The sequence below is a fragment of the Bradyrhizobium sp. BR 10261 genome (genome assembly GCF_019455395.1).
GTDB classification, from domain to species: domain Bacteria; phylum Pseudomonadota; class Alphaproteobacteria; order Rhizobiales; family Xanthobacteraceae; genus Bradyrhizobium; species Bradyrhizobium manausense.
Window position 1 is genome coordinate 123,732 of the sequence record NZ_JACOFQ010000011.1, and the last position, 25,035, is coordinate 148,766.

32 protein-coding genes are annotated in these 25,035 nt (G+C 63.2%); 17 read left to right on the forward strand and 15 right to left on the reverse strand.

Annotated elements, in window-relative coordinates; genetic code table 11:
* Positions 1-5: 5 nt before the first annotated feature.
* The 4 genes from HYH07_RS15225 to HYH07_RS15240 form a co-directional block, all read right to left on the reverse strand.
* The gene (locus tag HYH07_RS15225; protein WP_220003225.1) at positions 6-1,091 is read right to left on the reverse strand and encodes an ABC transporter ATP-binding protein; all 1,086 of its coding nucleotides are present in this window, start codon (positions 1,089-1,091) and stop codon (positions 6-8) included.
* Positions 1,092-1,097: 6 nt separating this feature from the next.
* The gene (locus tag HYH07_RS15230; protein ID WP_220003226.1) at positions 1,098-1,994 is read right to left on the reverse strand and encodes a carbohydrate ABC transporter permease; all 897 of its coding nucleotides are present in this window, start codon (positions 1,992-1,994) and stop codon (positions 1,098-1,100) included.
* Positions 1,991-2,869 (reverse strand): carbohydrate ABC transporter permease, encoded by an 879-nt coding sequence (locus HYH07_RS15235; protein ID WP_220003227.1) that lies wholly within the window; start codon positions 2,867-2,869, stop codon positions 1,991-1,993. Before HYH07_RS15235 ends, HYH07_RS15230 begins: the two co-directional genes overlap by 4 nt.
* Positions 2,870-2,945: 76 nt before the next feature.
* The gene (locus HYH07_RS15240) at positions 2,946-4,187 is read right to left on the reverse strand and encodes an ABC transporter substrate-binding protein (protein WP_220003228.1); all 1,242 of its coding nucleotides are present in this window, start codon (positions 4,185-4,187) and stop codon (positions 2,946-2,948) included.
* 145 nt (positions 4,188-4,332) lie between these two features.
* On the opposite strand from HYH07_RS15240, the gene HYH07_RS15245 reads away from it, so the two are divergent.
* The 3 genes from HYH07_RS15245 (at position 4,333) to HYH07_RS15255 (ending at position 5,985) form a co-directional block, all read left to right on the forward strand.
* Positions 4,333-5,391, forward strand: coding sequence for a LacI family DNA-binding transcriptional regulator (locus HYH07_RS15245; protein WP_220003229.1), 1,059 nt, complete (start codon positions 4,333-4,335; stop codon positions 5,389-5,391).
* 156 nt (positions 5,392-5,547) lie between these two features.
* Positions 5,548-5,748: a hypothetical protein gene (locus HYH07_RS15250; protein ID WP_220003230.1), complete on the forward strand. Its 201-nt coding sequence runs from the start codon at positions 5,548-5,550 to the stop codon at positions 5,746-5,748.
* Between the two features lie 54 nt (positions 5,749-5,802).
* Entirely contained in the window at positions 5,803-5,985 is a 183-nt protein-coding gene (locus HYH07_RS15255) for a hypothetical protein (RefSeq protein WP_220003231.1), read from the forward strand.
* Between the two features lie 2 nt (positions 5,986-5,987).
* On the opposite strand, the gene HYH07_RS15260 is transcribed toward HYH07_RS15255, so the two are convergent.
* From HYH07_RS15260 to HYH07_RS15275, 4 genes are all read right to left on the reverse strand, one after another.
* The gene (locus HYH07_RS15260) at positions 5,988-6,203 is read right to left on the reverse strand and encodes a hypothetical protein (protein ID WP_409363898.1); all 216 of its coding nucleotides are present in this window, start codon (positions 6,201-6,203) and stop codon (positions 5,988-5,990) included.
* Positions 6,204-6,252: 49 nt separating this feature from the next.
* The gene (locus tag HYH07_RS15265; RefSeq protein WP_220003233.1) at positions 6,253-6,495 is read right to left on the reverse strand and encodes a transcriptional regulator; all 243 of its coding nucleotides are present in this window, start codon (positions 6,493-6,495) and stop codon (positions 6,253-6,255) included.
* 97 nt (positions 6,496-6,592) lie between these two features.
* Positions 6,593-6,802, reverse strand: a complete 210-nt coding sequence (locus HYH07_RS15270; RefSeq protein WP_057757404.1) for a cold-shock protein — start codon at positions 6,800-6,802, stop codon at positions 6,593-6,595.
* A gap of 112 nt (positions 6,803-6,914) precedes the next feature.
* On the reverse strand, positions 6,915-7,160 hold the full coding sequence (locus tag HYH07_RS15275; RefSeq protein ID WP_220003234.1) for a hypothetical protein: 246 nt from the start codon (positions 7,158-7,160) through the stop codon (positions 6,915-6,917).
* Positions 7,161-7,239: 79 nt separating this feature from the next.
* On the opposite strand from HYH07_RS15275, the gene rpsU reads away from it, so the two are divergent.
* Both rpsU and HYH07_RS15285 read left to right on the forward strand, forming a co-directional pair.
* On the forward strand, positions 7,240-7,536 hold the full coding sequence (rpsU, locus tag HYH07_RS15280) for a 30S ribosomal protein S21 (protein ID WP_220003235.1): 297 nt from the start codon (positions 7,240-7,242) through the stop codon (positions 7,534-7,536).
* A gap of 120 nt (positions 7,537-7,656) precedes the next feature.
* Complete coding sequence (locus tag HYH07_RS15285) at positions 7,657-7,890, forward strand: DUF6894 family protein (RefSeq protein ID WP_228749559.1); 234 nt, start codon at positions 7,657-7,659, stop codon at positions 7,888-7,890.
* 109 nt (positions 7,891-7,999) lie between these two features.
* Here HYH07_RS15285 and HYH07_RS15290 read toward each other — a convergent pair whose 3' ends face one another.
* The 3 genes from HYH07_RS15290 to HYH07_RS15300 all read right to left on the reverse strand — a co-directional run bounded on the left by HYH07_RS15290 (position 8,000) and on the right by HYH07_RS15300 (position 11,705).
* Complete coding sequence (locus HYH07_RS15290) at positions 8,000-9,205, reverse strand: LLM class flavin-dependent oxidoreductase (RefSeq protein WP_220003237.1); 1,206 nt, start codon at positions 9,203-9,205, stop codon at positions 8,000-8,002.
* 69 nt (positions 9,206-9,274) lie between these two features.
* The gene (locus HYH07_RS15295) at positions 9,275-10,513 is read right to left on the reverse strand and encodes an acyltransferase family protein (protein WP_220003238.1); all 1,239 of its coding nucleotides are present in this window, start codon (positions 10,511-10,513) and stop codon (positions 9,275-9,277) included.
* 82 nt (positions 10,514-10,595) lie between these two features.
* Positions 10,596-11,705 (reverse strand): helix-turn-helix domain-containing protein, encoded by a 1,110-nt coding sequence (locus HYH07_RS15300; RefSeq protein WP_220003239.1) that lies wholly within the window; start codon positions 11,703-11,705, stop codon positions 10,596-10,598.
* A 228-nt stretch (positions 11,706-11,933) separates the two neighbouring features.
* On the opposite strand from HYH07_RS15300, the gene napE reads away from it, so the two are divergent.
* From napE to HYH07_RS15330, 6 genes are all read left to right on the forward strand, one after another.
* Positions 11,934-12,119, forward strand: coding sequence for a periplasmic nitrate reductase, NapE protein (gene napE, locus HYH07_RS15305; RefSeq protein WP_220003240.1), 186 nt, complete (start codon positions 11,934-11,936; stop codon positions 12,117-12,119).
* Positions 12,120-12,144: 25 nt separating this feature from the next.
* Positions 12,145-12,453 (forward strand): chaperone NapD, encoded by a 309-nt coding sequence (locus HYH07_RS15310; RefSeq protein ID WP_220003241.1) that lies wholly within the window; start codon positions 12,145-12,147, stop codon positions 12,451-12,453.
* A 20-nt stretch (positions 12,454-12,473) separates the two neighbouring features.
* The gene (gene napA / locus HYH07_RS15315) at positions 12,474-14,987 is read left to right on the forward strand and encodes a nitrate reductase catalytic subunit NapA (protein ID WP_220003242.1); all 2,514 of its coding nucleotides are present in this window, start codon (positions 12,474-12,476) and stop codon (positions 14,985-14,987) included.
* The gene (locus HYH07_RS15320) at positions 14,984-15,454 is read left to right on the forward strand and encodes a nitrate reductase cytochrome c-type subunit (RefSeq protein ID WP_220003243.1); all 471 of its coding nucleotides are present in this window, start codon (positions 14,984-14,986) and stop codon (positions 15,452-15,454) included. The genes napA and HYH07_RS15320 overlap by 4 nt, the downstream gene beginning before the upstream one ends.
* Positions 15,451-16,092 (forward strand): NapC/NirT family cytochrome c, encoded by a 642-nt coding sequence (locus HYH07_RS15325; RefSeq protein WP_220003244.1) that lies wholly within the window; start codon positions 15,451-15,453, stop codon positions 16,090-16,092. The genes HYH07_RS15320 and HYH07_RS15325 overlap by 4 nt, the downstream gene beginning before the upstream one ends.
* A 247-nt stretch (positions 16,093-16,339) precedes the next feature.
* Complete coding sequence (locus HYH07_RS15330) at positions 16,340-17,455, forward strand: ATP-dependent RecD-like DNA helicase (RefSeq protein ID WP_220003245.1); 1,116 nt, start codon at positions 16,340-16,342, stop codon at positions 17,453-17,455.
* Between the two features lie 197 nt (positions 17,456-17,652).
* Here the strand turns inward: HYH07_RS15330 and HYH07_RS15335 are convergent, their stop codons facing one another.
* Entirely contained in the window at positions 17,653-19,341 is a 1,689-nt protein-coding gene (locus tag HYH07_RS15335; RefSeq protein WP_220003246.1) for a caspase family protein, read from the reverse strand.
* Between the two features lie 242 nt (positions 19,342-19,583).
* On the opposite strand from HYH07_RS15335, the gene msrA reads away from it, so the two are divergent.
* The 4 genes from msrA to HYH07_RS15355 all read left to right on the forward strand — a co-directional run bounded on the left by msrA (position 19,584) and on the right by HYH07_RS15355 (position 21,514).
* Complete coding sequence (msrA, locus tag HYH07_RS15340; RefSeq protein WP_220003247.1) at positions 19,584-20,285, forward strand: peptide-methionine (S)-S-oxide reductase MsrA; 702 nt, start codon at positions 19,584-19,586, stop codon at positions 20,283-20,285.
* 31 nt (positions 20,286-20,316) lie between these two features.
* On the forward strand, positions 20,317-20,736 hold the full coding sequence (msrB, locus tag HYH07_RS15345; protein ID WP_220003248.1) for a peptide-methionine (R)-S-oxide reductase MsrB: 420 nt from the start codon (positions 20,317-20,319) through the stop codon (positions 20,734-20,736).
* A gap of 107 nt (positions 20,737-20,843) precedes the next feature.
* Positions 20,844-21,008, forward strand: coding sequence for a DUF3309 family protein (locus HYH07_RS15350; protein WP_035731827.1), 165 nt, complete (start codon positions 20,844-20,846; stop codon positions 21,006-21,008).
* Between the two features lie 212 nt (positions 21,009-21,220).
* Positions 21,221-21,514: a hypothetical protein gene (locus HYH07_RS15355; RefSeq protein WP_220003249.1), complete on the forward strand. Its 294-nt coding sequence runs from the start codon at positions 21,221-21,223 to the stop codon at positions 21,512-21,514.
* Between the two features lie 227 nt (positions 21,515-21,741).
* Here HYH07_RS15355 and HYH07_RS15360 read toward each other — a convergent pair whose 3' ends face one another.
* Complete coding sequence (locus HYH07_RS15360) at positions 21,742-22,284, reverse strand: DUF4112 domain-containing protein (protein WP_220003250.1); 543 nt, start codon at positions 22,282-22,284, stop codon at positions 21,742-21,744.
* 61 nt (positions 22,285-22,345) lie between these two features.
* Positions 22,346-22,771, reverse strand: coding sequence for a DUF5413 family protein (locus tag HYH07_RS15365; RefSeq protein WP_220003251.1), 426 nt, complete (start codon positions 22,769-22,771; stop codon positions 22,346-22,348).
* 145 nt (positions 22,772-22,916) lie between these two features.
* Here HYH07_RS15365 and HYH07_RS15370 point away from each other — a divergent pair, with 145 nt between their 5' ends.
* Entirely contained in the window at positions 22,917-23,153 is a 237-nt protein-coding gene (locus HYH07_RS15370; RefSeq protein WP_220003252.1) for a hypothetical protein, read from the forward strand.
* 309 nt (positions 23,154-23,462) lie between these two features.
* Entirely contained in the window at positions 23,463-23,738 is a 276-nt protein-coding gene (locus HYH07_RS15375; protein ID WP_409363897.1) for a hypothetical protein, read from the forward strand.
* 287 nt (positions 23,739-24,025) lie between these two features.
* On the opposite strand, the gene HYH07_RS15380 is transcribed toward HYH07_RS15375, so the two are convergent.
* Positions 24,026-24,967 (reverse strand): hypothetical protein, encoded by a 942-nt coding sequence (locus tag HYH07_RS15380; protein WP_220003254.1) that lies wholly within the window; start codon positions 24,965-24,967, stop codon positions 24,026-24,028.
* Positions 24,968-25,035 lie beyond the last annotated feature (68 nt).

Genomic DNA, 25,035 nt, shown 5'->3' on the forward strand with positions numbered 1-25,035 from the left:
CGGAGTTAAAGACGCTGTCCGCTCTGATCGTCGAACAGTGAGAAAGCTTCGGCTGGAAACCGCAAGGCAAGGCTATCGCCCGCACCCGCCTTTGCATCGGCATCGGCGCGGAAGGAGAACGCGGTCCCGTCGGCAAGGCGGCACCAGATCAGCGCGTCGGCGCCCATTGGCTCCACCATCTCGACACGCGCCGTCACGGCGGAGGGATGCTCGGAGCCGACGATCTCGATGTGCTCGGGGCGGATGCCGAGGACGGCCGGCGCATCTGATGGTGGGATGCGGAACGCGTAGCCGTTCAGGTCGAACCTGATACCCCCGGCGGTGAACACCGGGCCACCGTCACGAACGATCTGGCCGCGCAGGAAGTTCATCGCCGGCGAGCCGACGAAGGAGGCCACGAAGCGGTTGGCCGGCTCGCGATAGATCTTCTTCGGCGTATCGAGCTGCTGGATGACGCCGCCCTGCATGACGGCGATACGGTCGGCAAGGGTGAGCGCCTCGATCTGGTCGTGCGTCACGTAGATCATGGTGGCGCCGAGGCGCGCGTGCAGGCGCTTGATCTCGACCCTGAGCTCGGCGCGCAATTGGGCATCGAGATTGGAGAGCGGCTCGTCGAACAAATAGACGCCGGCATGACGCACCAGCGCGCGGCCGATCGCGACGCGCTGGCGCTGCCCGCCGGAGAGTTCGGACGGACGGCGGTCGAGCAGCTCGGTCAGCCGCAGCATCTTTGCGGCCTCGCCGACTCGGCTGTCGATCTCGTCCTGCGGCGTGCGCGCGACTTTAAGTCCGAAGGACAGGTTCTTGCGCACGCTCATGCGCGGATAGAGCGCGTAGCTCTGGAACACCATGGCGATGCCGCGATCCTTCGGCTCGGCCCAGGTCACGTCGCGATCGCCGATCCGGATCTGGCCGCCCTTGACCTCGATCAGTCCGGCGATGGCGTTCAGCAGGGTCGACTTGCCGCAGCCGGAGGGGCCGAGCAGCACGAGGAATTCGGAGGCGTCGACATGAAGGTCGAGGTTTTCCAGAACCTTCAAGCCGCCAAAGCCGATCTGCAGCTTCGTGATATCGACGTTGGAGCGTTCCATGTTGCCTCAGCCCTTCACAGCGCCCGCGGCGATGCCGCGAACGAACCAGCGGCCGGAGCCGAAATAGATCACGAGCGGCAATAATGCGGTGAGAAGCGTGGCCGCCATGTCGACATTGTAGGCGCGCTCGCCCTGCGTCGAGTTGACGATGTTGTTGAGCTGCACCGTCATCGGCAGATTGTCGCGGCCGGCGAACACCAGGCCGAGGATGAAATCGTTCCAGATGCCGGTGGTCTGCAGGATCACCGCGACGACGATCATCGGCGTCGCCATCGGCATCATGATGCGGGCATAGATCTGATAGAAGCCGGCGCCGTCGATGCGCGCGGCCTTGAACAGTTCGACCGGCAGCGAGGCGAAGTAGTTGCGGAACAGCAGCGTCATGGTCGGAAGCCCGAAGATCGTGTGAATGGTCACGATGGTGGCAAGCGACTGGCCGAGCCCGGTGAACGAGAACACCCGCACCAGCGGGTAGATGAACACCTGGTACGGGATGAAGGCGACGATCATCATCGCGCCGAACAGGATGTTTGCGCCGCGCACGCGCCACAGCGACAGCGCGTAGCCGGTCAACGATCCCACCACGATCGAGATCACCACCGACGGCAGCAATATTCGCAGCGAATTGAAGAAGCCGACCCTGATACCCTCGCAGGTGAGGCCGGTGCAGGCCGACGTCCAGGCCTTGACCCATGCCGCGAGGCTCGGTGAGGCCGGGAGCGCGAGCAGATGGCCCTGCCGGATCTCCGCCATCGGCTTTAGCGACGTGACGATCATGACGTAAAGCGGCAGCAGGAAATACAGTGCCGTGATCAGGATGAACGCATAGAGGCCCCAGCGCGCCGGGCTGATGCGCCTTGGCCTGAGTCTTGGCCTGACCGCGCCAAGAGTGATCGCGCTCATCGCACCTCTCCCTTGCGCGCGCGCCAATAGAGATAGGGCGCGACCACCGCAATCACGGTCACCAGCATGGTGGTGGCGGCCGCGGTCGCCAGGCCGATGTTGGCCCGCTCGAACAGATGGTCCATGACGAATTTGGCGGGCACTTCGGACGCGATGCCGGGGCCGCCATTGGTCATCGCCACCGACAGGTCGTAGAGACGCACGACGGCGGTCGAGAGCAGCACAGCCGCAGTCGCGAAGCTCGCGCCCATCATCGGGATGATGATGGAGATGTAGACCCGCCATTTCGGCAGGCCATCAACCCGCGCCGCCTTCCAGATTTCATCGTCGATGCCGCGAAGACCCGCCAGCATGATCGCCATCACCAGGCCCGAGGCCTGCCAGACGCCGGCGATCACCAGGCAGTAGATCGCGGTCTCCGGCCGCACGATCCAGTCGAAACTTGCACCCGCGAAGCCCCAGCTGCGCAGCACATACTGGACGCCGAGCGTCGGGTTCAGCAGCCACTGCCACACCAGCCCCGTGACCACGAAGGACATCGAATAGGGATAGAGGTAGATCGAGCGGATGGTGTCCTCGGCTCGCACCCGTTGGTCGATCGCGACCGCCAGCAGGAACCCGATCAGCAGCGCCAGCGAGACGAACAGCACGCCGTAGATGACGATGTTGTGGACCGAGGTGAGCCAGCGATCGTTGCTGAACAGCAGTTGATATTGCCGGAAGCCTATGAAGTTGTTGTTCGGCAGCATCCGCGAATTGGTCAGCGACATCCACGCCGTCCAGCCCGTGGCACCGATATAGACGACGAGCATCACCATCAGCGCCGGCAGGAGCGCCGAGAACACGGACAATCGGGAGGTCAGCGAGAGACGCATCGTGTCGCCGGGTTGGAGAAGGATCGACGGATCAGGAGAGGCGGCCGACCATTCGCCGGCCGCCCCTTGCGAGGCATCACTCTGCGGATTTCAACACCGCAGCAACCTTGGCGGAGAACTCATCGGCGCTCATATTGGTGTTCCAATATTGCGAGATGGCATCCTGCAGCGCGCCGGTCAGAGCGGGCGGCGCCAGCATGTCGCCGGAGGGCATTTGCTGGGCCTTGTCGGCGACATAGCGCATGCCCTTCTGGGCGCAAGCGTCCAGGGCTGACGCATCGACATCGCTCCGCACCGGGATCGAGCCCTTCTTCAGCGCGAACTGAATCTGCGTCTCCGGCGTCAGCATCAATTTCGCCAAGGTCATCTGCGCCTTGGTGGTGGCGGGGTCCTTCGCTTTCGGGAAGACGAACACATCGCCGCCCATCACATAGCCGCCGCTGCCATTGGACAGCACGGTGCAGCCATAATCCTTGTCGGGAACCTTGCCGGCGGCGACGAACTCGCCCTTGGCCCAGTCGCCCATGATCTGCATCGCAGCCTTGCCCTGGATGACCATGTTGGTCGCGTCATTCCAGTTGCGGCCGGGCGCGCCGGGATCGACATAGTCCTTCAGCTTCTTGTAGGTGACGGCGACCGTCTTGAACTCGGGGCTCTGCGCCAGCGCCGCGTCGCGCTTGCCGAGGATGCCGGTCCACATTTGCGCGCCGCCGACGCCGATCATGACCGCGTTGAACAGATTCTGCTCCCAGTTCTTCTGGCCCGAGAAGGCCAGCGGGATCACCTTGCCCTCGGCCTTGAGCTTGTCGAGAATGACGAGCGCGTCATTCCAGCTCTTCGGCTCGTCGGCGCCGACGGAGGCGAGCACGGCCTTGTTGTACCAGAGCCAGTTCTGACCGTGGATGTTGATCGGCACCGCATACATCTTGCCGTTGCGGGTCGCCGCGGCAATGATCGCGGCGGGCATCACGCCTTTCCAATTGCCGTCGGCTGCGACCGCATCGACATCGGCGAGCAAATCGCCTTCCACCAATTCGTCGAACTGCTTGCCGGTGTTGAGTTGCATGGCGGTCGGCGGATTGCCGGAAACGGTGCGGGTGATCGCTGCGTTTCGTGCGTTCGCCGCGCCGGCGACTGCGCTATCGATCCAGGTGCCGCCCGCCTTGGTGAACTGGTCGGCAAACACCTTCACGGCGGCGGCCTCACCGCCGGAGGTCCACCAGTGGATCACCTCCGCCTTCATCTCCTGGGCGTTGGCCGGCAATGAGACAAGCGCCGTCGTGGCAACGGCCACCGCGGCAAGCAGCGTGCGCTTCATGACTTCCCTCCCGTGTAGGCCCATTTGCGGGCGGATGACCCTTTACAGGCTTATGTAATCGATTACATATGATCGTATCACAACCGTAGAAATTTGCAAGCGGCGACGGCAAAGCATGTCGGGCCGCCCGAGTCTGGATCAGCAGATGAGCAAGCGCACCAAGGAGGGCCGTCGGCCGCCCGCGAAGATCGCCGACGTTGCGCGGCTTGCCGGCGTGTCGGTCGCGACCGTGAGCCGGACGCTGGCGCGGCCCGAAGTGGTGAGCGAGGAAACGCGCAACCGCGTGCTCGCCGCGGTCCGCGACACCTCCTACACGCCGAACATCTCGGCAAGGAATCTGCGCGTCCGCAAGACCATGGTGGTGCTCGTGGCAGTGCCCAACATCGCCAACCCGTTCTTCGCAGAGATCCTGCAGGGCATCGACGATACGCTGTCGGCCGCCGGTTACGGTCTCGTCATTGCCAATCTGGCCGGTCCGCCCGAGAAGGAAGCGCGCTATGTCGATCTGGTCTGTGCCGGTCAGGCCGATGGCGTGCTGCTGCTGTGCGGTCACGTGATCCGCAGTCGCGACCGCGACTTGCGCGACGCGCACGTGCCGCTGGTGGGAGCCTGCGAATATATTCCCGGCGCGAGCTTCCCGCAGGTTTGCATCGACAATGTCGGCGCCGCACGCGAGGCGGTGCGGCATCTGATCAAGCTCGGGCATACCAGCATCGCCTATCTGTCGGGACCGCAATCGACGATCCTGGAACGACAGCGCCTCGAAGGTTACAAGCAGGCCCTGAAAGAGGCCGGCATTGCTGCCGCGGACGGCTTGATCATGTCAGGCGATTTCACATTTCGAACCGGTGTCGAGGCCGGCCGGGCGCTGCTTGCGCTCAGCCCGGAGGTTCGTCCGACCGCCTTGTTTGCCGCCAATGACGAGATGGCGATCGGCCTGATCAAGACCGTGCAGTCGGGGGGATTGCGGATCCCGCGCGATCTCTCCGTCGTCGGCTTTGACGGCATTCCCTATGCGGATTATTGCGAGCCGACCTTGACCACCATTGTGCAGCCGCGTCGGGAACTCGGCGCCAGCGCGGCCGCCGAGCTGATTGCACTGATGACGACGGAGAAGTCCGCGGTGCGCAAGGATATCGAGCTTCCCGCCACGTTGATATTGCGCGACAGCACGTGTCCACCATCGGCCCGCAACAGAAGATGACGGCGCGTCCCTGTTCCTGCCGGGAACTCGAACAAAGCGCTCGCTATCCCGCGGATAACAGCGCACAGTCTTATCGCCATCGAGCGGCTCTTGGCATCTATCGGTGATGTGAACGCATGTCGCGCTCCCGCTCAATCCCCACAGCGGAGCATGAGCATGTCAACTCAACGATCCCCGGAGCAATCGAACACATTCGAATATCGCCTGGCGCAAGAGGCGATCAGTTTACGCCAGCAGGCCAAGGAAATGCCCCTTGGTATCCGCCGCACCGAGCTCTTGCAAAAAGCGCGGCAGCTTGACGTCGCCGGCGAAGTCAACAAGTGGCTGACTTCGCCTGGACTGCAGGCACCGTCCTGACGGGGCGCAGGTCGCAAGATCCCGGCGGAGGATCGTCGGGCTCATGGAGGGACTATGATCAGAAAAGACGCGAAGGCCCGCCATCTGCGGGACGCCAACAATGCTTTCAAGACGACCGCCAAAGCCAAGCCAATGACCGATTTCGCGAGAGCGGAGCAATCCTTTCAGGAAAATCGCGAGCGCCTGAAGGCGGAGCGTCTGGCGAGGGAAGACCGCGCAAAAGAGTCTTCCAAATAGCTTTAGAGCATCGAGAGAACGACGACCCCGTCTTCAAGCTCTCCGGAAGCGAGGCGCGCCCGCGCGATCCGCTCGAACTCGGTGCGATATTTATGGAGATAGCTAAAGGCCTGCTTGTCGGTCTGGAACGTCGTCGTGAGTCTGCATATCTGCCGCGCCGCGCCGTGCGCGAGCGTGAAGGTGATGGTTCCACCGCCGTCCGACTTCGCTCTGGGCACGATCAGCACTCCGGCTTGGGACGATCCTTGAGACGATGATTGACCTGGGTTATCGCGGCGACTTCCTTGCACGCTTCTTCAGCGCCGGTGCTGGCAAAGTTGCTGCAATAACGGCGTCAGCGGCTTCCTTGGCTTCGCGCAACTCGCGCAGTCGCGCCATGTTCTTGCGAACCTCGACACCCTGCCGTTCGACATCCGCGATCGCCCGTGCGCCCTCTTCGGCCGCCAGACGCTGGCGATGAGAGCGCGCAATTGCCTCGGGCGACGGTACAGCCGATTTCCTGGCGTTCATCCTTCACCCTGTCGTGCAATGGGCAAAACCCGCTCAATCCAGGGATCGAGCGGGCATCACAGCCGTTTCAGTACATCCGTGAAACGGCGCTACGAGATCAGGCCAGCGAGAGATTCTCTGCGCTGACTTTGCCCCGCATCTTGTCGGTCTTGGCCTCGAAATTGACCTTCTGGCCCTCACCGAGGCCCGCAAGGCCGGCGCGTTCGACCGCACTGATGTGAACGAACACATCGTTGCTGCCATCGTCCGGCTGAATGAATCCGAAGCCCTTTTGGCCGTTAAACCACTTCACTGTACCTGTCGTCATGTTCTTCTCCAAAGCGCGCAAGCGCGTGCCGCGCGACAATCACGCGGTCGTTTCAACTTCGTCGATGTCTTTGGAAAAGGAGCCCGCAGGCGCGATCAACAAGGCACAGCGGCTAATCGAATGACGTGAATATACACGACATCTGCGCTTTTGCAAGGAATACGGCCAATTTGTTTTCAAAGCGGCGGTTTTGACGCTGTTCGGGCGCCATTCCAGACGGAACACCGGCGCGCGCGAAGGCCTTTATCGATTGACTTGGCCGCGCGGGGGTGGTCACGTCGTCGCCACTGAACCGCATCGCCGTAACACGCAAACCTGCGCGCTCGAGGCCGGCGAAGACATCAGCGGTCGCCCTCATTCTCCCACCCGTCACCGGTCTCCTGCGCAATCGGCTGCGTGCAGGATCATTCCATCTTGCAGCCCAGCGAGGAGTTTCAATGCAGGTTCTTGTCCGCGATAACAATGTCGACCAGGCGCTTCGTGTCCTGAAGAAGAAGATGCAACGGGAAGGCGTCTTCCGCGAAATGAAACAGCGGCGCGCTTACGAGAAGCCTTCGGAGAGAAAGACGCGCGAGAAATCCGAAGCCATCAGGCGGGCCCGCAAGCTCGCCCGCAAGCAGGCCATCAGGGAAGGCTTGTTGCCGGCGCCTCCGAAGAAGAAGCTCCCCGAACGCAAGCCACCCCTTCCACAGACGTCGGCGTCTGCGAGCCAGGCTCCGATCTCCCCAAGGTGAGAAGCGACAGCTGCACTGTCCCTATCAGCTTCGCATTGAACCTGGTGGCGCCCTCGCCGATCAGGAACCGCCTGCGAAGGCTGGTGTTGAAGCAGGGCCACATCAGAGGGTGATGCGGTGATGCGCTATTATTTCGACATCAGGGACAGCACCGGGCTCTATCCCGACGAGGAAGGGCTGGAGTTTCCAACTCAGCGCGAAGCTGAAGTAGAAGCAGCCGAGACGCTGGCAGGACTGGCGCGCGATCTCGCGAGCCTGGATGAACGGGAAGACGTTGCGGTCGAGGTGCGCACCGACAGCGGGAGCCTGTTTCAGGCGGCGTTCATCTTCAGCGGCAACAGAAAGACGCAATAGAGCTGGCGGAACTTCAACCGCAGTTCAGGTGACGAGGCCCAGCGAGCAAGCGCAGCACTTCGGAGTCGTCCTGGCGAAAGCCAGGACGACGACGTGGAGGCGGGCGGCCCTACCCGGCTGCGGCCTTCACCGGGGCGACATTGATCGCGAGCTTGCCGTAGCGGTCCGTGAACGCCTCAGTATCGATCTCTTCGAGCTGGATTTCGCCGCTCATGACGCTGCTCTTCCAGGCGGCCTGGGCCGGATCGTTTTGAAACTCCGGCATCACTTCGCGGCCGAACAGCTCGAGCGATTCGCAGATGTGCTCGTGGCTGTTCTTGCCGGCCTGATTGAGCAGGATGACCTGATCGATATGCGACGACTGGAAGCGCTTCAGCTTCCGCCTGATGGTCTCGGGTGAGCCGATCAGGCCGCCGCGCAGCGCGGCCTCCTGCGCCTCGGGATTCTCGCGCTTCCACTTGTTATATTCGTCCCACATGTTGACCGTGTAGGGCGCCGGACGTTGGCGGTTCTGCGCGGCGCCGTAGAAGCGCAGCGCGAACTGGAAGAAGGTGGCGCCGTCGGCGCGGGCACGCGCCTCTTCATCGGTCCTGGCGCACATGAAGAACGACACCAGCGCCATGTTCGGGTTGATCTCGTAGTCGGCGAGCTTGTGCAGCCGTTTCGTCATGGCGTTGTAGTAAGCGTGCACCCAGGCATGCGCAGCATCGGCGCTGACGAACTGGAAGCCGAGCGCACCAAAGCCGTGGCGGCCGGCGCGCTCGATGGTCGGCAGCTGCGAGCAGGCCATCCACAGCGGCGGGTGCGGCTTCTGCACCGGCTTCGGCACGACGTTGCGCAAGGGGATGTCGAAATATTTGCCGTGATGCTCCGAGCCTGCGTCCTTGAACATCGGGAAGATCGCGGCAACGGCCTCCTCGAACACCTCCTTCTTGGTCTCCATGTCGCGGCCGAACGGCGTCAGCTCGGTGATCGAGGCGCTCTCGCCCATGCCGAACTCGCAGCGGCCGTTGGAGAGCAGGTCGAGCACCGCGACACGCTCGGCGACGCGCGCCGGATGGTTGGTGGTGAGCTGGAGAATGCCGTGGCCGAGGCGGATGTTTTTCGTGCGCTGGCTCGCGGCGGCAAGAAACGATTCCGGTGAAGGCGAGTGCGAATATTCCTCGAGGAAGTGATGCTCGACCACCCAGGCATGGTCGTAGCCGAGACGGTCGGCGAGTTCCATCTGCGAGAGCGCGTTCTGGTAAAGGGCGAGCTCGTCGCCGGCCACCCAGGGCCGCGGCAGTTGCAGCTCATAGAAGATGCCGAACTTCATGACGCCTCTCCCGGTATTCTTGCCCGCTTGTTCTTGTTGCGATCATCTTAATGCGTGAGGCGGCGCTGTCTACGCAGTCGCAATTCCGCCTTGCGGGAGAACGCGCCTCGTTGCGCGGCGGCCATTCAGCACCGCGCCGATGAAGGTGAAGCGCACCATCAGATGATAGCTCGCAAGCATCAGCGGAATAGCGACGACGAGAATGATTGCGAACTTGACCAAAGCGGGCCAGTCGCGCTGCGACAGCGCGACCTGCAACGCCATCACGATCGGCAGGTGGATCAGATAGAGCCAGTAGGAGGCATCGGCGAGATAGCGCCATGTCGGGCTGAAGCCGGACATGAAACGGAGCGCCAGCCCGAGCGCCGCGAAGGTCGTTATCCAGATCGCGGGCGCATAGAGGATGGCGGAGGCAAGCCGGAGCGTGGCGAAACTGTATGGCAGTTTCGGCGCACCCGGGGCAGACAGCATCACGCCCGACACGACGAAGCCGATCATGATCAGACAGAGCGCAAGCAGGAGATGGGCAAGCCAGCGCCGCTCGAGGATCCGCAGCAGATCAATCTGCCGATGTAGCAGCCAGCCGGCGCCAAAGGCGGTACCGAAACCGATCCAGGCCTGCGCATTGGTGATGAGCGATTGATCCGGCGTCCTCACTCCCATCACATTGACCCATCTTGGGTCGAGGCAGAAGGCGACGCCGATCGGGATCGCCAGCACCAGCGGCGCCAGCGGATTGCGGATGATGCGCGCAAAGACGCGGTCGATGACCGTTCGCAGCGAGCCCGACGCGTCGAGCCAGACGATCGCGCCGCGCAGCAGCAGCGTGGCGACATAGAGCTCGAGCAGCACATAGAGAAACCAGAGATGGGTCAGGCGGAAATTCGGCAAGGGCGGCAGCCAGCTGGACGCCCATTGGATTGAACCGCCATTCGGAAAATTTCCGGCCCAGCTGATCACCAGGGCGATCGGCACGAACAGCAGCGGCCAGCCGATCACGAGCGGCAGGGCGATCCGCTGCAGCCGGTCCTTGACGAAGTCGAAGGCGCCGCGGCGATGGAAGCTCATGCGGGCGAAGAAGCCCGCCATCAGGAAGAACGTCGTCATCCGGAAGACATGGATGGCGAAAGACAGCAGGCTGAGGATCAGGCTTGGATGGGTGTCCTGGATGACCCAGAACCGGGGCGAGGACGGCACGAACGACAATGTCGCGTGCAGGACGATGCCAAGCAGCAGCGCGATGCCCCTCAAGGCATCGAGAGCGTGAAGACGTTCGGATGCGGGAGTGACTGCGCTCGAATGGGACATGGACGGGGCTCTCGGTGGCTGGCGTTCTGCCGCACAATCTGTCCTATCAGGGCGCGCTCCTCTCGCCCGATCCAAAAATCGGCTAGCCGATTTCTCGTTGCGGCGCGCCGATGTCAGCGAAAACCGGCCGGCTCAGCGCCTCGCGCCGGAATTCGGTCGGCGTGAGCCCGGTCTCCGCCTTGAAGGCGCGGTTGAAAGGTCCGATCGACTGGAAGCCTGCATCCATCGCGATGGTCAGCACCGGGACCTCCCGTTGCGTCACATCAGAGAGCGCCAGTTTGGCATCCTCGATACGATAATGGTTGAGGTACGCATTGAAGTTCCGATAGCCCAAACCCTCGTTGATAGCCTGGCGCAACCGATGCTCGGGAACCTGGAGCCGCGCCGCCAGCGCCCCGATCGCAAGACCTTCCTGCCGGTAGGTCCGCTCCACGCTCATCAGCTGGTCGAGGCGCCGCAGCAGGATCGGGTCGACCACGACCCGAGCCGTCGCAGCACGAGCTGCCCCGCGCACATCGCCCGATGCGATGGCTGCCGTGGCGTCATTGGCGGGCACGGCCGGCGGCGTGGCGAGAGAGGTCACTCCCGCCATCATCGCCACCACACACAGGACGAGCGCGACGGGAAGGCTGCCCGGCGCGCCGGGGACAGCGACGGGAATTGCGGCGAAGCCGGCGCCGACGAATACAATGATGAGCCCGACATTGATTGCCAGTATCGCCAGCCGCAGCCGGCGGCGCCGCGCCACCAGATCGGCACGCCAGGTCTTGACTGTCTGCACCGCGGCCGCGAGCGCCAGCGCCAGATTGACCAGCGCCAGGCCCCGGCCGCCGACCCTGGCCAAAGCGGGCGCGTAAGCCCAGCCCAGCGTGAGCACGAAGCCGAAGGCCACGATGCCCAGCAACACAGCGCCGTGCCATCGCCTCAGCACGAAATCGTCGTCGAACGCTGCACGTGCCCACAGCCAGAACAGGGCCGGTTGGCCTGACAGGATCGGCAACACCCACCACCACGACGATTCGGGAAAGAACGGGGCGGTCGCGATGGCGTAAAACGCGCCGCCGGCAGACATGGCCATGCCCAGCAAGGCCTGCTGGCTGGCGGCACGACGCTGCAGCGCCACGAGAATGATCAACAGGAACACGCCGCTGGCCGCGCCGCGAAGCCCGAGATCGATGGCCGTGAGCCCCATCACACCCTGCCGCCTTGGTTAGAAACTCGATTTTCGCATCGCCTTCGCGCGTGCACAATCCAAAATTGCGCTGGCCGTGGTAGCACCTGCAGTTTTGGCGACCGCGACATCAGCAACTTGAACGGTTGATCCAGATCAAGGCGTCAACCCGCCTGCTGCATCAAACATGCAGCAAGGCAACGGCCCGGATGCCGTCCCGATTCCCCTGACATCCCGAAGAGACCGAATATGTCGGCCCCTGACAAGGCGACCTCGCGCGTGCGCCGTAAGCGCATGGAGATCTTGGCGTTCCTGTTCCTGACCGCGATCGTGATGCCCGTGCTCGCGGTCGGAACGGTCGGCTCCTACGGCTTGGGCGTCTGGATCTACCAGATGTTCGCCGGACCGCCGGGGCCACCAAGTTCGCCGCATTGATCCCGAGAAGCGAAAGACAGGCATCATGGCTCACGCCAAACTCAATCGCCGTGCATTGATCACCGGCCGGGTGCTCAGCACTGCCGTCATCTCCCCTCCGGGCTGCGAGATCGCCAGCATTCTGGTGCAGGCGCGTCCCGAGCGCCTCACTGACGTCGAAGCCGAGATCGCGAGGCTTCCCGGCTGCGAGATACACGGGCGCGACAGCAGAGGAAAACTCGTCGTCGTGACCGAGGCACCCGACGCCGGCAGCCTTGGCACCTTGCTCAACACCATCCAGTCGCTGCGCGACGTCTACTCCGCGGCGCTGGTCTTTCACGCCATCGAAACCTGAGGGACCGGAGAGCCACCATTATGTCATCGTCCAAGCTCGACCGCCGCCAGGTGCTGAAGCTGGAAGCCGCCGCCATCGCGGCCGCCGCTGCCGGCATGCCGGCGCCCGCGCTCGCCGCCAATCTCGTCACTGAGCGCGATTCATCGGAACTGAAATGGGACAAGGCCGCCTGCCGCTTCTGCGGCACCGGCTGCTCGGTGATGGTCGCGACCAGGGACAACCGCGTCGTCGCCACCCATGGCGACATCAAGGCCGAGGTCAATCGCGGCCTCAACTGCGTCAAGGGCTACTTCCTCTCCAAGATCATGTACGGCCATGACCGCCTGACGCAGCCGATGCTGCGCAAGACTGATGGCAAGTACGACAAGAACGGCGAGTTCACGCCTGTCGCCTGGACCGAAGCCTTCGACATCATGGAGGTGAAGTGGAAGCAGGCGATCAAAAAGCGCGGGCCGAACGGCGTCGCCATGTTCGGCTCCGGCCAATGGACCATCTGGGAAGGCTATGCGGCGTCAAAGCTGTTCAAGGCCGGCTTCCGCACCAACAACATCGACCCCAACGCGCGGCACTGCATGGCCTCCGCCGTCGCCGGCATGATGCGCACCTTCGGCATCGACGAGCCGGCCGGCTGCTATGACGACATCGAGGCCACCGATGCCTTCGTGCTGTGGGGCTCCAACATGGCGGAGATGCACCCCATTCTGTGGACGCGCCTCGCCGATCGCCGGCTGTCCGCGCCGCATGTCCGGGTCGCGGTGCTCTCGACCTTCGAGCACCGCTCGTTCGACCTTGCCGATATCGGCATGGTGTTCAAGCCGCAGACAGATCTCTACATCCTCAACGCCATCGCCAACCACATCATCAAGACCGGCCGGGTCAACAAGGAATTTGTCGCCGCGCACACCATCTTCCGGCGCGGGCAGACCGACATCGGCTACGGATTGCGGCCCGAGCATCCGCTGCAGAAGAAGGCGACGGGCGCGGCGAAAGCCAACGACTCTACCGATATGAGCTACGACGAATTTGTAAAATTCGTCTCGGACTACACGCTGGAGAACGCGGCGCAGATGTCGGGCGTACCACTCAATCGCCTCGAGGCACTCGCCGAGCTCTATGCCGATCCGAAGACGAAAGTGGTCTCTTTCTGGACCATGGGCTTCAACCAGCACACCCGCGGCGTCTGGTGCAACAACCTCGTCTACAACATTCATCTGTTGACCGGAAAGATCTCCGCGCCCGGCAACAGCCCGTTCTCATTGACCGGTCAGCCCTCGGCCTGCGGCACCGCGCGCGAGGTCGGCACCTTCTCGCACCGCCTGCCGGCCGACATGGTCGTGACGAACAAGGAGCATCGCGATCACGCCGAGCATCTCTGGCTGCTGCCCGAGGGCACCATTCCCGACAAGCCCGGGGCGCACGCCGTGCTGCAGAGCCGGATGCTGAGAGACGGCCTGATCAACGCCTATTGGGTGCAGGTCAACAACAATCTGCAAGCGGGCCCGAACGCCAACGAAGAGACCTATCCCGGCTTCCGCAACCCCGACAATTTCATCGTGGTCTCGGACGCCTATCCGAGCGTGACGGCGCTCGCCGCCGATCTGATCCTGCCGACCGCGATGTGGGTGGAGAAGGAAGGCGCCTACGGCAATGCCGAGCGGCGCACGCAGTTCTGGCACCAGCTCGTCCAGGCGCCGGGCGAAGCCAGGTCCGATCTGTGGCAGCTCATGGAGTTCTCCAAGCGTTTCAAGATCGAGGAGGTCTGGCCCGAGGAGCTGATCGCCAAGAAGCCCGAGGTTCGCGGCAAGACGCTGTTCGACGTGCTCTATCGCAACGGCCAGGTCGACAGGTTTCCCGTGACTGAGATCGAACAGGGCTATCACAACGAGGAGTCGAAGGCGTTCGGCTTCTACGTGCAGAAGGGACTGTTCGAAGAGTACGCCTCGTTCGGCCGCGGCCATGGTCACGACCTCGCGCCGTTCGACGCCTATCATCGCGAACGCGGCCTGCGTTGGCCCGTCGTCAACGGCCAGGAAACGAAATGGCGTTTCCGCGAGGGCACCGACCCCTATGTCAAGCAGGGCGTGGACGTGCAGTTCTACGGCTACCCAGATGGCAAGGCCCGCATCTTCGCACTGCCTTACGAGCCGCCGGCGGAATCGCCCGACAATGACTATCCGTTCTGGCTCTCGACCGGCCGCGTGCTGGAGCATTGGCATTCCGGCACCATGACGCGCCGCGTGCCCGAGCTCTACAAGGCGTTTCCGGAGGCCGTCTGCTTCATGCACCCGGATGACGCGCAAGACATGAAGCTGCGCCGCGGCGACGAAGTGAAGGTCGTCTCGCGCCGCGGCTTCATCCGCGCCCGCGTCGAGACGCGCGGCCGCGACCGGCCGCCGCGCGGTCTCGTGTTCGTGCCGTGGTTCGACGAGTCCAAGCTTATCAACAAGGTGACGCTGGACGCCACCGATCCGATCTCGCTGCAAACCGACTACAAGAAATGCGCCGTGCGCATCGAGCGGGTGAACGTGTCATGATGAAACGATTTGGCATCGCCCTGCTCGCCTGCGCGATCGCCGCCGGCGCCAGCTCGCTGACCGCGCAGACCGTGAATTCGGGCCTGCGCGGCCCGACCCCGCTGAATGATGAAGGCCCGGCGCCGCCGATGCTGCCGAACCGCAACACGTCCGAGCGGGAATCGCGCAATTATCCGGAGCAGCCACCGGTCATTCCGCATGCGATCGATGGCTACCAGATCGACCTCAACGGCAACAAGTGCCTGTCCTGCCACGCGCGAGCGCGCACGGCGGAATCGCAGGCGCCGATGGTCTCGATCACGCACTTCATGGACCGTGACGGCCAGTTCCTGGCCTCGATATCGCCGCGGCGCTTCTTCTGCACCGAATGTCACGTGCCGCAGAACACGGCGACGCCGCCGGTGAGCAACGACTTTACCGACATCGACACCTTGCTGTCGCGTGCAAGCCCCGGTGGCCGGCGATGACGACGACCGCTGATGAATCCAAAGCCAAGCGCGGCTTCGTCGCGCGCGCGTGGGATTTCGCGCTCGAGCTGTGGGGCGTGCTGTCGCGGCCGAGCACGGTATTCGCGCTCGGCACGCTGGTGCTGGCGGGCTTTGCCGCCGGCGTGATCTTCTGGGGCGGCTTCAACACCGCGCTGGAGATGACCAACACCGAGAAATTCTGCACCGGCTGCCACGAGATGAAGGACAACGTCTTCGCCGAGCTGAAGTCGACCATCCATTTCACCAATCGCTCCGGCGTGCGCGCGACCTGTCCGGATTGCCATGTGCCCCACAACTGGACCGACAAGATCGCGCGCAAGATGCAGGCCTCCAAGGAAGTATGGGGCAAGATTTTTGGCACGATCGACACAAGGGAGAAGTTCCTGGATCACCGGCTCGAGCTCGCCGCGCATGAATGGGCACGCTTCAAGGCCAATGATTCCCTGGAATGCCGCAACTGCCACAGCGCCGATTCCATGGACATCACCAAACAGTCGCCCCGAGCCGCCGTGGCGCATCAGCGCTTCCTGTTCACCCGGGAGAAAACCTGCGTCGACTGCCACAAGGGTATCGCCCACCATCTGCCCGACATGCGCGGCGTGCCGGGGTGGCAGTAGGCGGGTCTGAGCGAGCGCCTCGTCCTTCGAGACGGCTGCTACGCAGCCTCCTCAGGATGAGGCCAGCAGCACCTGCGCCTGCCAAAACTGCTGCCACGCACTCCGTCCTCATCCTGAGGGCCCCCCGAAGGCGGGCGTCTCGAAGGCTGGCCGCGGGAACGGGTCTCCCTGAGCTTGAACCCTTGGGGGGAATGGTTAGTTTTGAGGTTCGGCGAATCGCATCGTTTCGCCCCTCCTCAAGACAGATATGGCCACTTTCACTCCGCATCAGGATGCCGCGCTCAAGGCCGTCGGCGACTGGCTCAAGGCAAAACCCGGGCGCAACGGCACGCCGCCGGTGTTTCGGCTGTTTGGCTTTGCCGGCACCGGCAAGACCACGCTGGCGCGGCATATCGCCGAGGGCGTCGACGGCGAGGTGAAGTTTGCCGCCTTCACCGGCAAGGCGGCGCTCGTCATGCGCAACAAGGGGTGCGATGACGCCTCCACCATCCACTCGCTGATCTATCGCGCCCGCGAATCCGGCGAGGAGCAGCCGAGCTTCGAATTGTGGGACGACGCGCCGGCCTCAAAAGCCAAGCTGATCGTGATCGACGAATGCTCGATGGTGGATGCCGAACTCGGCCGCGACCTGATGTCGTTCGATTGCCCGCTCTTGGTGCTGGGCGATCCGGCGCAGCTGCCGCCGATCCAGGGCGGCGGCTTCTTCACCAATTCCGAGCCGGACGCGATGCTGACCGAGGTGCATCGCCAGGCCCAGGACGATCCGATCGTGCGGATGTCGATGGACGTGCGCGAGGGCCGCGAGCTCGACATCGGCCGTTACGGCGAGAGCGAGGTGGTCTCGCGCAAGGAGCTCGACCCTGATCGCGTCATGGGCGCCGACCAGGTGCTGGTCGGCCGCAACAACACAAGACGCGCCTACAATATGCGGGTGCGGCAGCGGCAGAATATCGAGGACGTGTTTCCGGTCGCCGGCGACAAGCTGGTGTGCCTGCGCAACAACCGCAAGAAGGGCCTGTTCAACGGCGGCCTGTGGCGCGTCAAGTCGCGCAACACCTCGCGCTCGAAATCGCGCATCCTCTCGATGCGGCTGTCGCCGGATGAAGAGTTCGGCCACAAGGTCACGAAAGTCTCGGTGCGCGCCGATTGCTTCGAGGGCGGCATCGAGCAGATCGCCTGGGAGCAGCGCAAGCCCTATGACGAGTTCGACTATGGCTATGTGCTGACCGTGCACAAGTCGCAGGGTTCGCAATGGGACGACGTCGTGCTGTTCGACGAGAGCTTTGCGTTTCAGGAGTCGAGGGCGAGGTGGCTCTATACGGGGATCACACGCGCGGCGAAACGGTTGAGTATCGTGGTCTAAAACTCCGCTGCTGTAGGGTGGGCAAAGGCGCAACGCGCCGTGCCCACGATCTCTCTCCATAAGCAATCAGCGTGGGCACGCTTCGCTTTGCCACCCTACGGCGCTGCCGTAGTCCGCATGGAGCGCAGCGCAATGCGGGGTTGGCTCCGCGCTCGCGATTCCCGGATTTCGCTGCGCTCCATCCGGACTACAAAATTTCACTTCCCCGCGACGAAATAAAAATCCTCGCGCCCCGGCGGCGAGCCGTAGGTGAACGGCTGTTGCACGTGCTTGGTGGCGGACCAGACGTCGTCGCGGACGATGTCGAACAGCTTCCGGATCTCGACCTTCGGCTCCTTGATCTCGCGGGCGAGTGCGGTGGAGAACGGACTGTCGGCGCCGTTGTCGCCGTCGATCGCGGTCTCGCCGTGCTTGGCGGCGTAGACCACCATGAAGCCGGCGCCGGGCTCGATGTTGGAAAAGCCCTTGTCGACCAGCTTCAGCGACAGCGTGTGCTGCATGGCCGGCGCAAACGGATTGTCGCGGCAGGCATCCAGGATCACCAGGCGTACTTTTCGCGCAGCGCCCACCGCCGCGATCACCTGCTCCAGCGCGACCGCTTGCGTCTCGGCGTCGCGGTCGACGGCGAGCTTGGCATCGACGGGAACGAGGTAGTTCACGCCGCCGATCTCGAAGCCATGGCCGGCATAATAGAACACCGCCCAGTCGGCCTTCTCCGCTTCGTCGGCAAAGGTCTTCAGCGCGTCGAAGAACTTGTCGCGGGTCAGGTCGCTGACGGAGATCACGGTCTGGAAGCCGACATCGTGCAGCACGCCCGCGATCAGTTTCGCATCGCGCGGCGGATTGGGCAGCGCGTGGACATTCTTGTAGGCGCCGTTACCGACGACCAGCGCGACGCGCCGGCCGCTCGGCGCGCCTGCAGATGTTTGCGGTGTCAGCGCCGCGAGCCGCGCCTGAGCGATGGCGCGGGCGCGGGCGACGTCGTACTCGTCGAATTTCGTCAGCGAATAGGCCGCCGCGCGGTAGTCTGCGCGGGCCTGGGCGAGGTCCTTCTTGCGCTCGTAGAGCTGGCCGCGGCCGGAATGCGCGCGGACATTGTTCGGGCTGATCTGGATCACATTGGTGTAGTCCTTCAGCGCAGCGTCGAAATCGCCCTTCAACATGCTGACATCGGCACGATTGTTGATCGCGTAGATGTTCCTCGGCTGCTTCTCGATCAGACCGTTGCAGTCGGCGAAGGCCAGATCGTATTTGCCCATCAGGCCGTAGGTGGTGCAGCGATTGGCCGCGATCTGCTGCGCGGCCGGATCGATCTTCTCGGCCTCGGCGAAATCGGCGATCGCGCCGTCATAGTCCTTCATCAGCGTGCGCACACGGGCCCGATTGGTCCAGCCGAGCAGGAATTTCGGCGTGTATTTGATCGACAGGTTGAAATCGTCGAGCGCGCTCTGCAGCGCGCCGCGGCGCAGCTGAATGGTCCCGCGATTGTTGTAGGCAAAACCGAAATTCGACCGCTTCTGGATGGCGAGATTGTAATCGGCCATCGCAAGATCGTCTTCACCCTTATGCTCATGGGCCACGCCGCGCACGTTGATCGCGCCGATATTGTCCGGATCGAGCTCGATGGCTGATGTCAGCGCCTCGATCGCCGGGTCATAATCGCGCTTGCCGATCAGCGCCTGGGCGTGAATGACGAGCGCGAGGGCTTTGTCCTTGCCGGTGACGCGGTTGGCGTCGAGCAGGTTCTCGCAGGCCGTCGTCCGCGCCTGGGTCTCGGCCTGGCGATCCCTGCAGGTGGCAAGGTCGTCGCCGGCTTGCGGGTCCGCCGCGGCGGTTATGATGCCTGCGAGGAGCATGACAAATGTCAGAGAGACGACGCGCAGCATGTTGTCAGGTCTGTTCCAGCCACATTTAAGTCGACCAGCGATCGTGCCGGTTCATCTAGCCCGGAGTTCCTGACCCCGCCAAGCCGGGCCGCCCGTCGCGGCTTCTTTTCACGGACTCGTGTCACTCCGGCTGTAACAACCGCCCGGCCCGCCCGTATCTGAGGTGTCTGAAAACGCCGGGCAGGCTGTTCGCCAGCCCTCAACCGCCCTAAACTGTCAGGCCTTCCGAAAGAGGATCCGCCATGCGCCGCTCCGTCCTGTCCCTGCTCGCCGCCACCGCCGCCTTGTCGCTCGGCTTTGCCGCACCAACCCGGGCCGCCGAAGACGCCGTCGTGATCCCCGCCCCCGCCATGGACGCTAGCCCAGCGAGCGGAATCCAGACCGCGGTGGTCGCCGGCGGTTGCTTCTGGGGCGTCCAGGGCGTGTTCCAGCACACCGCCGGCGTCGTCAATGCCGTCTCCGGCTATGCCGGCGGCACCAAGGCGACCGCCGACTACCAGACCGTCTCGACCGGCCGGACTGGCCACGCCGAGTCGGTCGAGATCAAGTTCGACCCCAAGAAGATCTCCTACGGCAAGATCCTGCAGATCTACTTCTCGGTCGCGCACGACCCGACCCAGCTCAACCGCCAGGGGCCCGACACCGGCACGCAATATCGCTCGGCGATCTTCACCACCTCCGACGAACAGAAGAAGGTCGCGGAGGCCTATATCGCCCAGCTCAACTCCGCCAAGGTGTTCAGCAAGCCGATCGTGACCAAGGTCGGTGCGCTGGAAGCGTTCTACCCGGCGGAGGCCTACCACCAGGACTATCTGACGCTGCACCCGAACCAGCCCTACATCGCCTTCAACGACATCCCGAAGGTCGAGAACCTGAAAAAGCTGTTCGCGGATAACTACATTGAGAAGCCGACGCTGGTCAGCGCCAGCAAGGCCACCAACTGATCTCGAGATCATCAGAAAAAACGGGAGACCCATGCCCGATACCAGGACGAAAACCACCGACGACAAGGTCATCAAGAGCGAAGAGCAGTGGCGGCGCGAATTGACGCCGATGCAGTATGCGGTGCTGCGCGAGAAGGCGACCGAGCGGCCCTTCTCCGGCGAATATGAGCACGACCATCGCGCCGGCACCTATGTCTGCGCCGGCTGCGGCAACGTGCTGTTCGAGTCCGACGCCAAGTTCGATTCCGGCTGCGGCTGGCCGAGCTTCACCGCGCCTGCGGTCGAGAGCCATATCGACGAGGAGCGGGACACCAGCCACGGCATGATCCGCACCGAGGTGCTCTGCTCCAAATGCAGCGGCCATCTCGGCCACGTCTTCCCCGATGGACCGGGGCCGACCGGCCTGCGCTACTGCATCAATTCGGCGGCGCTGAAGCTCGAGCCGAAATAAGATTGCGCGCCGCCGGGTTCCCCGATGGAACCCGACGGCGCGATGTGCTTTTCTCTTCCAGCGGTGCAGCCGGTGCGTGCATTCCGGCGGCCGCCAGGGAGGATGCCATGACGCTTGGGACCATCCTGATCATCCTGGTGATCATTTATCTGCTGGGCGGCTGGTCCGGCCGGATCGGAGGCTATGGCTACGGCATGGGCCATTCCGGTATGGGGATCGGCGGCGTCGTTCTGGTGGTGTTGCTCGTCCTGCTGCTTCTTGGCAAATTGTAAACTATATAACCCACTGAATTAACTGTAGTTTCCGCGTCTGCGGAGCTGCCAAGCGTGGATTCATCATCTCGCATCGCAGGGGTCGCAATTTTGTCAAATCGGCTTATATTAGGGGGCGAAAATGACATGCGGCGGGCCCGCTCGATTGCGGCCCCTGCCCTCCCAAACCCCACGCGCTTAAAGCCCCAGAGAAGATCACGAGGTCTTTGACCATGCGTCCACTGCGTCCGTTCAACTTCAACACTTCCGCCGAGCTCTTCCCCGCCGCCATCCGCAAGAAGAAGCGCGCGGGCTTCACCTACCGCCGGTTCGGCACCGCCGCCGAAGCCGTGCAGTTCGCGATGGAGCAGTTGCCGACGGATTCGCTGAACGGCGCGTATCTGCAGGTCGAGGAAGCTCGTTTCGACCAGAACGGCATCCGCTCGCTCTACGAGAGCGAAGCCTTCCCGCTGCCGCGGCGCTCCAAGCCGGCCCAGGCCGCCGAGACCGACGCCGACGCGGCGTAAGCTTTCGCAAAACTCCGATGTGCGTGGAAAGCGCGATGGTCAAAGGCCATCGCGCTTTTTGCGTTTGGGGGCACGCTCTATCCCGTCATTGCGAGCGCAGCGAAGCAATCCAGAATCCCTCCGCGGCGACAGTCTGGATTGCTTCGCTGCGCTCGCAATGACGACGTTGAGAAATCCTGCGCAATGTCGACCAGATGGATTCGCGGCGAGAGCCCTAAGTCTCGCCGCTACACCCTCGGCTGCTTGTCGAGCCAGCGGCGCAGGAGGCGAACGTTGCGCATGTTGGCGCGGAACATGACGTCGAAGGCATCGCCTGCGAACGGCACCATGCCGACCACGCCGTCGACCGCGACATTGCCGAGCATGCGCGCAGTGATGTACCAGGGCGCGCCCAAGGCACGCGCCTCGCGCACCAGCCACAGCGAGATCGCGGTGGTGATGATGTCGCCGATGACGGGGATCAGTCCGATCAGCCCGTCGATGCCGTAGCGGATATTGGTGCCCGGCAGGACGAAGGCGACGTCGAGCAGTTTTGCGATCGCCTCGAGCCTGAGGATCCGCTGTTCCCGCGTCAGATTGCCGAACGGATTGCCTTGGCCGAACTCGAAACGGAACTCGCGAAAGCCCTGCTCCACCGTTTCAGGCCGGACCTCGTTGCCCTCCTGGTCGATGATCGGACCACGCGCCTTGCGGCCGGAAAAATCGCCGCGCGCTTGCGCCCCGGAACGGGACCCGCGTGGCACGAGAATGTCGTCGTCTTGCATGGTCATGGCCATTGTGAAACTCACGAGCGCAGCAGAGGTTGCTGCATCCCGTCCGATGGTCGCGCGCTCAGCCCGCCGCCGTCGCCGGCTGCGGCTCATCGACATAATGATGCACGAGCCAGGATGACAGCACCGAGGGCACGAAGCCGACCAGGCCGTACAGGATGAACTGCACCGCGCCCGAATCCGATCCGCGCGAGCCGTAGGTGATCGCGGCCAGGATAAAGGCGAACACGCCGATCAGCAGCATCCGCAGCACCGGCCCGACCCGCCTGACATGGAGCAGGATGTCGTCGATCGCACCAATCATCAGCGAGGGCAGCAAGCCGAACAGATAGCTATATTGAAGGGTCTTGAAGAACACTGCGAACAGCTTGCCGACCTCGCCGAGATGCGCCTCGGCCCAGTAGCCGGACTGGTAGGTGGTCGTCAGCAGCAGCAGAAATCCACCGACGAACGGACCAACGAGCGCAAACACCAGGTAGCGTTTCATCAAGGGCTCCTCATACGCGAGGGCATTTATTACAGCGAGCCGGGAACCTTGGATAGCGGGGTTGCGGGCTGCCAGAGCGGAACAAGTGGCAAGGCGGCGGGTTCAGACTGGAGTTGAACTGGACCCATCAGATTTGGAGCCGCCGATGTCTCGTAACCTGTTGTTGCTGGCGACGATCACCCTCTCCGCCCTGTCGAACGCCCCCGCCTTCGCACAAGGCCATATGGGCACGCCGCAGGAGCAGAACGCTTGTTCGCGCGACGCCTCGCGGCTGTGCCGCAAGGATCTCGGCAATGACGGCGCGGTGCAAGGCTGCCTGCAAGCCAACCGGGCCAAGCTGTCGAGATCGTGCAGCAAGGTGTTCGAGAGCCATGGAATGTAACGGTCGGAATGTGCAGGTCGCAGCGTACAGATCGGAACGCAAGATCGGCATGTGAGCCCGCGCCGCATTTTGCGTGACGGAGGCGCAACAGCTGCAAATTCCTTCGCGTCTCCCATTGAAGCCTCACGGCAATCGCGCATACTCAGCTCGGGCGGCGCAGCACTTTTCGATTCGAATATCAGGAAATCGAGCGACCACATCCGGGAGTGAACGCCCGGCATGAAGGCTGTGACATGCGGCAGATCAAGCCGCGTGCGGCGTCCCAACAATCAAACGGCTCAAATCCGCGCAACTCGGGGACGCATTTTCATGACTCGCTTTCGGACTATCGCCACGCTGTTCACCTTCGCCGCCGCCGCCATCACCCTCCAGACATCGCCCGGCCTCGCCTTCTCGCCCGAAGCGCAGCAGATGTGCTCGAACGATGCGATGCGGCTGTGCTCCCGTGAAATCCCGGATATCCCGCGGATCACCGCCTGCATGGTGCGGAACAAGTCGCAGGTCAGCCCCGGCTGCCGCGCTGTGATGGACCGCGAAGCCGCCGCCGCGGCAGCAGCCCGCAAGCGGGAAGCCGCCGCGCAGTAGCGGTCATTTCGCCCATCACGCCACGGCCTCGACGATTGGCGAGCGCCCCAGCGCGTCGGTCGTCAGCATCGAGCACTCATTCTGGAAATCCCGTTCCAGCGGGATTTCCACGCCCCCCGTGCGCCACGAGATCGCGCGTAAGCCCCAGCGAGTCGCCCGCACCCTACTGCCCACACGCCTGTCAATCGCAGCTACGAGCGCCGCCCTTTCGCGCCGAGCCTGGCGCAATGCCCGGCCCGTCTTTTCAATCTCCACCTGGCAGCGCTCGGTTTGGGGGGATGTTCTTACTAGGCAAGATCATTTCTTTTCCTCTGGTGGCTGCTCAAATCTTTCGCGGGCCGAGAAAAAGTAAGTAACGATCGCGAGGGCAGTTGCTCGCGTTCGACATTACCATTGGCACCACCAGCAAACACCACCATCTGCCCAAAAATTCCTATTGGCTCCGCACCAGACGAGCTGAGTTCCAAATACCTGCACCTGAAGCCGTCCGCCATTCGCTCAGCTTCCAACGGGTCCACTTTTTCGGCCAGATCCTTCCGAACTTGGTCGGCACCTAGTTGGCCAACGCCCAGGAAATGGAGCACCAAGGCCGGCAAGATATTGTACTCGACCTTCTTTTCAACGGTAGTCGGGAGCGCGATCTGTACGAGCGGATTGGTAGCCAGTTCGCCACGAATATAGGCCAACGCCCGACCGATATTTTCGTATGTCGCACTACGAACGACCTCACCCCGCGCTGGCGCCCGGCCAAAGAGAGCAGCACGATCATCCAGAGACAAGGTCTTTGCCATGCCTATGATATCGTCGCGCGTTAAAATTTCCGCAGGAATAGAGTGTTCTTTTGACTTCTCTTGGACGCGACGTACCAGTTCGCTGGGCACTCGGCCTTGGTATAGACCCACTACGAAGGTCCACTTCCTTAGGAGCTCCTTCCAGTGATCGACTGCACCGTCAAAATCCGTGTCGATTTTCTCTAGGGCATCGTCAACGCTTGCTTGCCCGTACCGCGGGCCGTAGCACTGAAATACTTCTCCATTATCTGCGTTGAATCCGTCGCACTTGAGATCACCACGGCTACCCATTGGGATCGTCGGAGTGAAGGAAGCCTTCCAAAGCCGCTTGGCTATTTCCCGAAACAGCGCCTCAAAGGCGTTACCATCCACAGAATCCAGCATCGTGCGGAGCCTTAACTCCTGCCATTGCCAGTCGTAGTCGTCGTCCTCCGCCACCGCAGCTCCCGCACATCTGGACGCCTAGGAGTTCCATCTTGATGTCTAAGCTGGCCGGGCGCAACCTC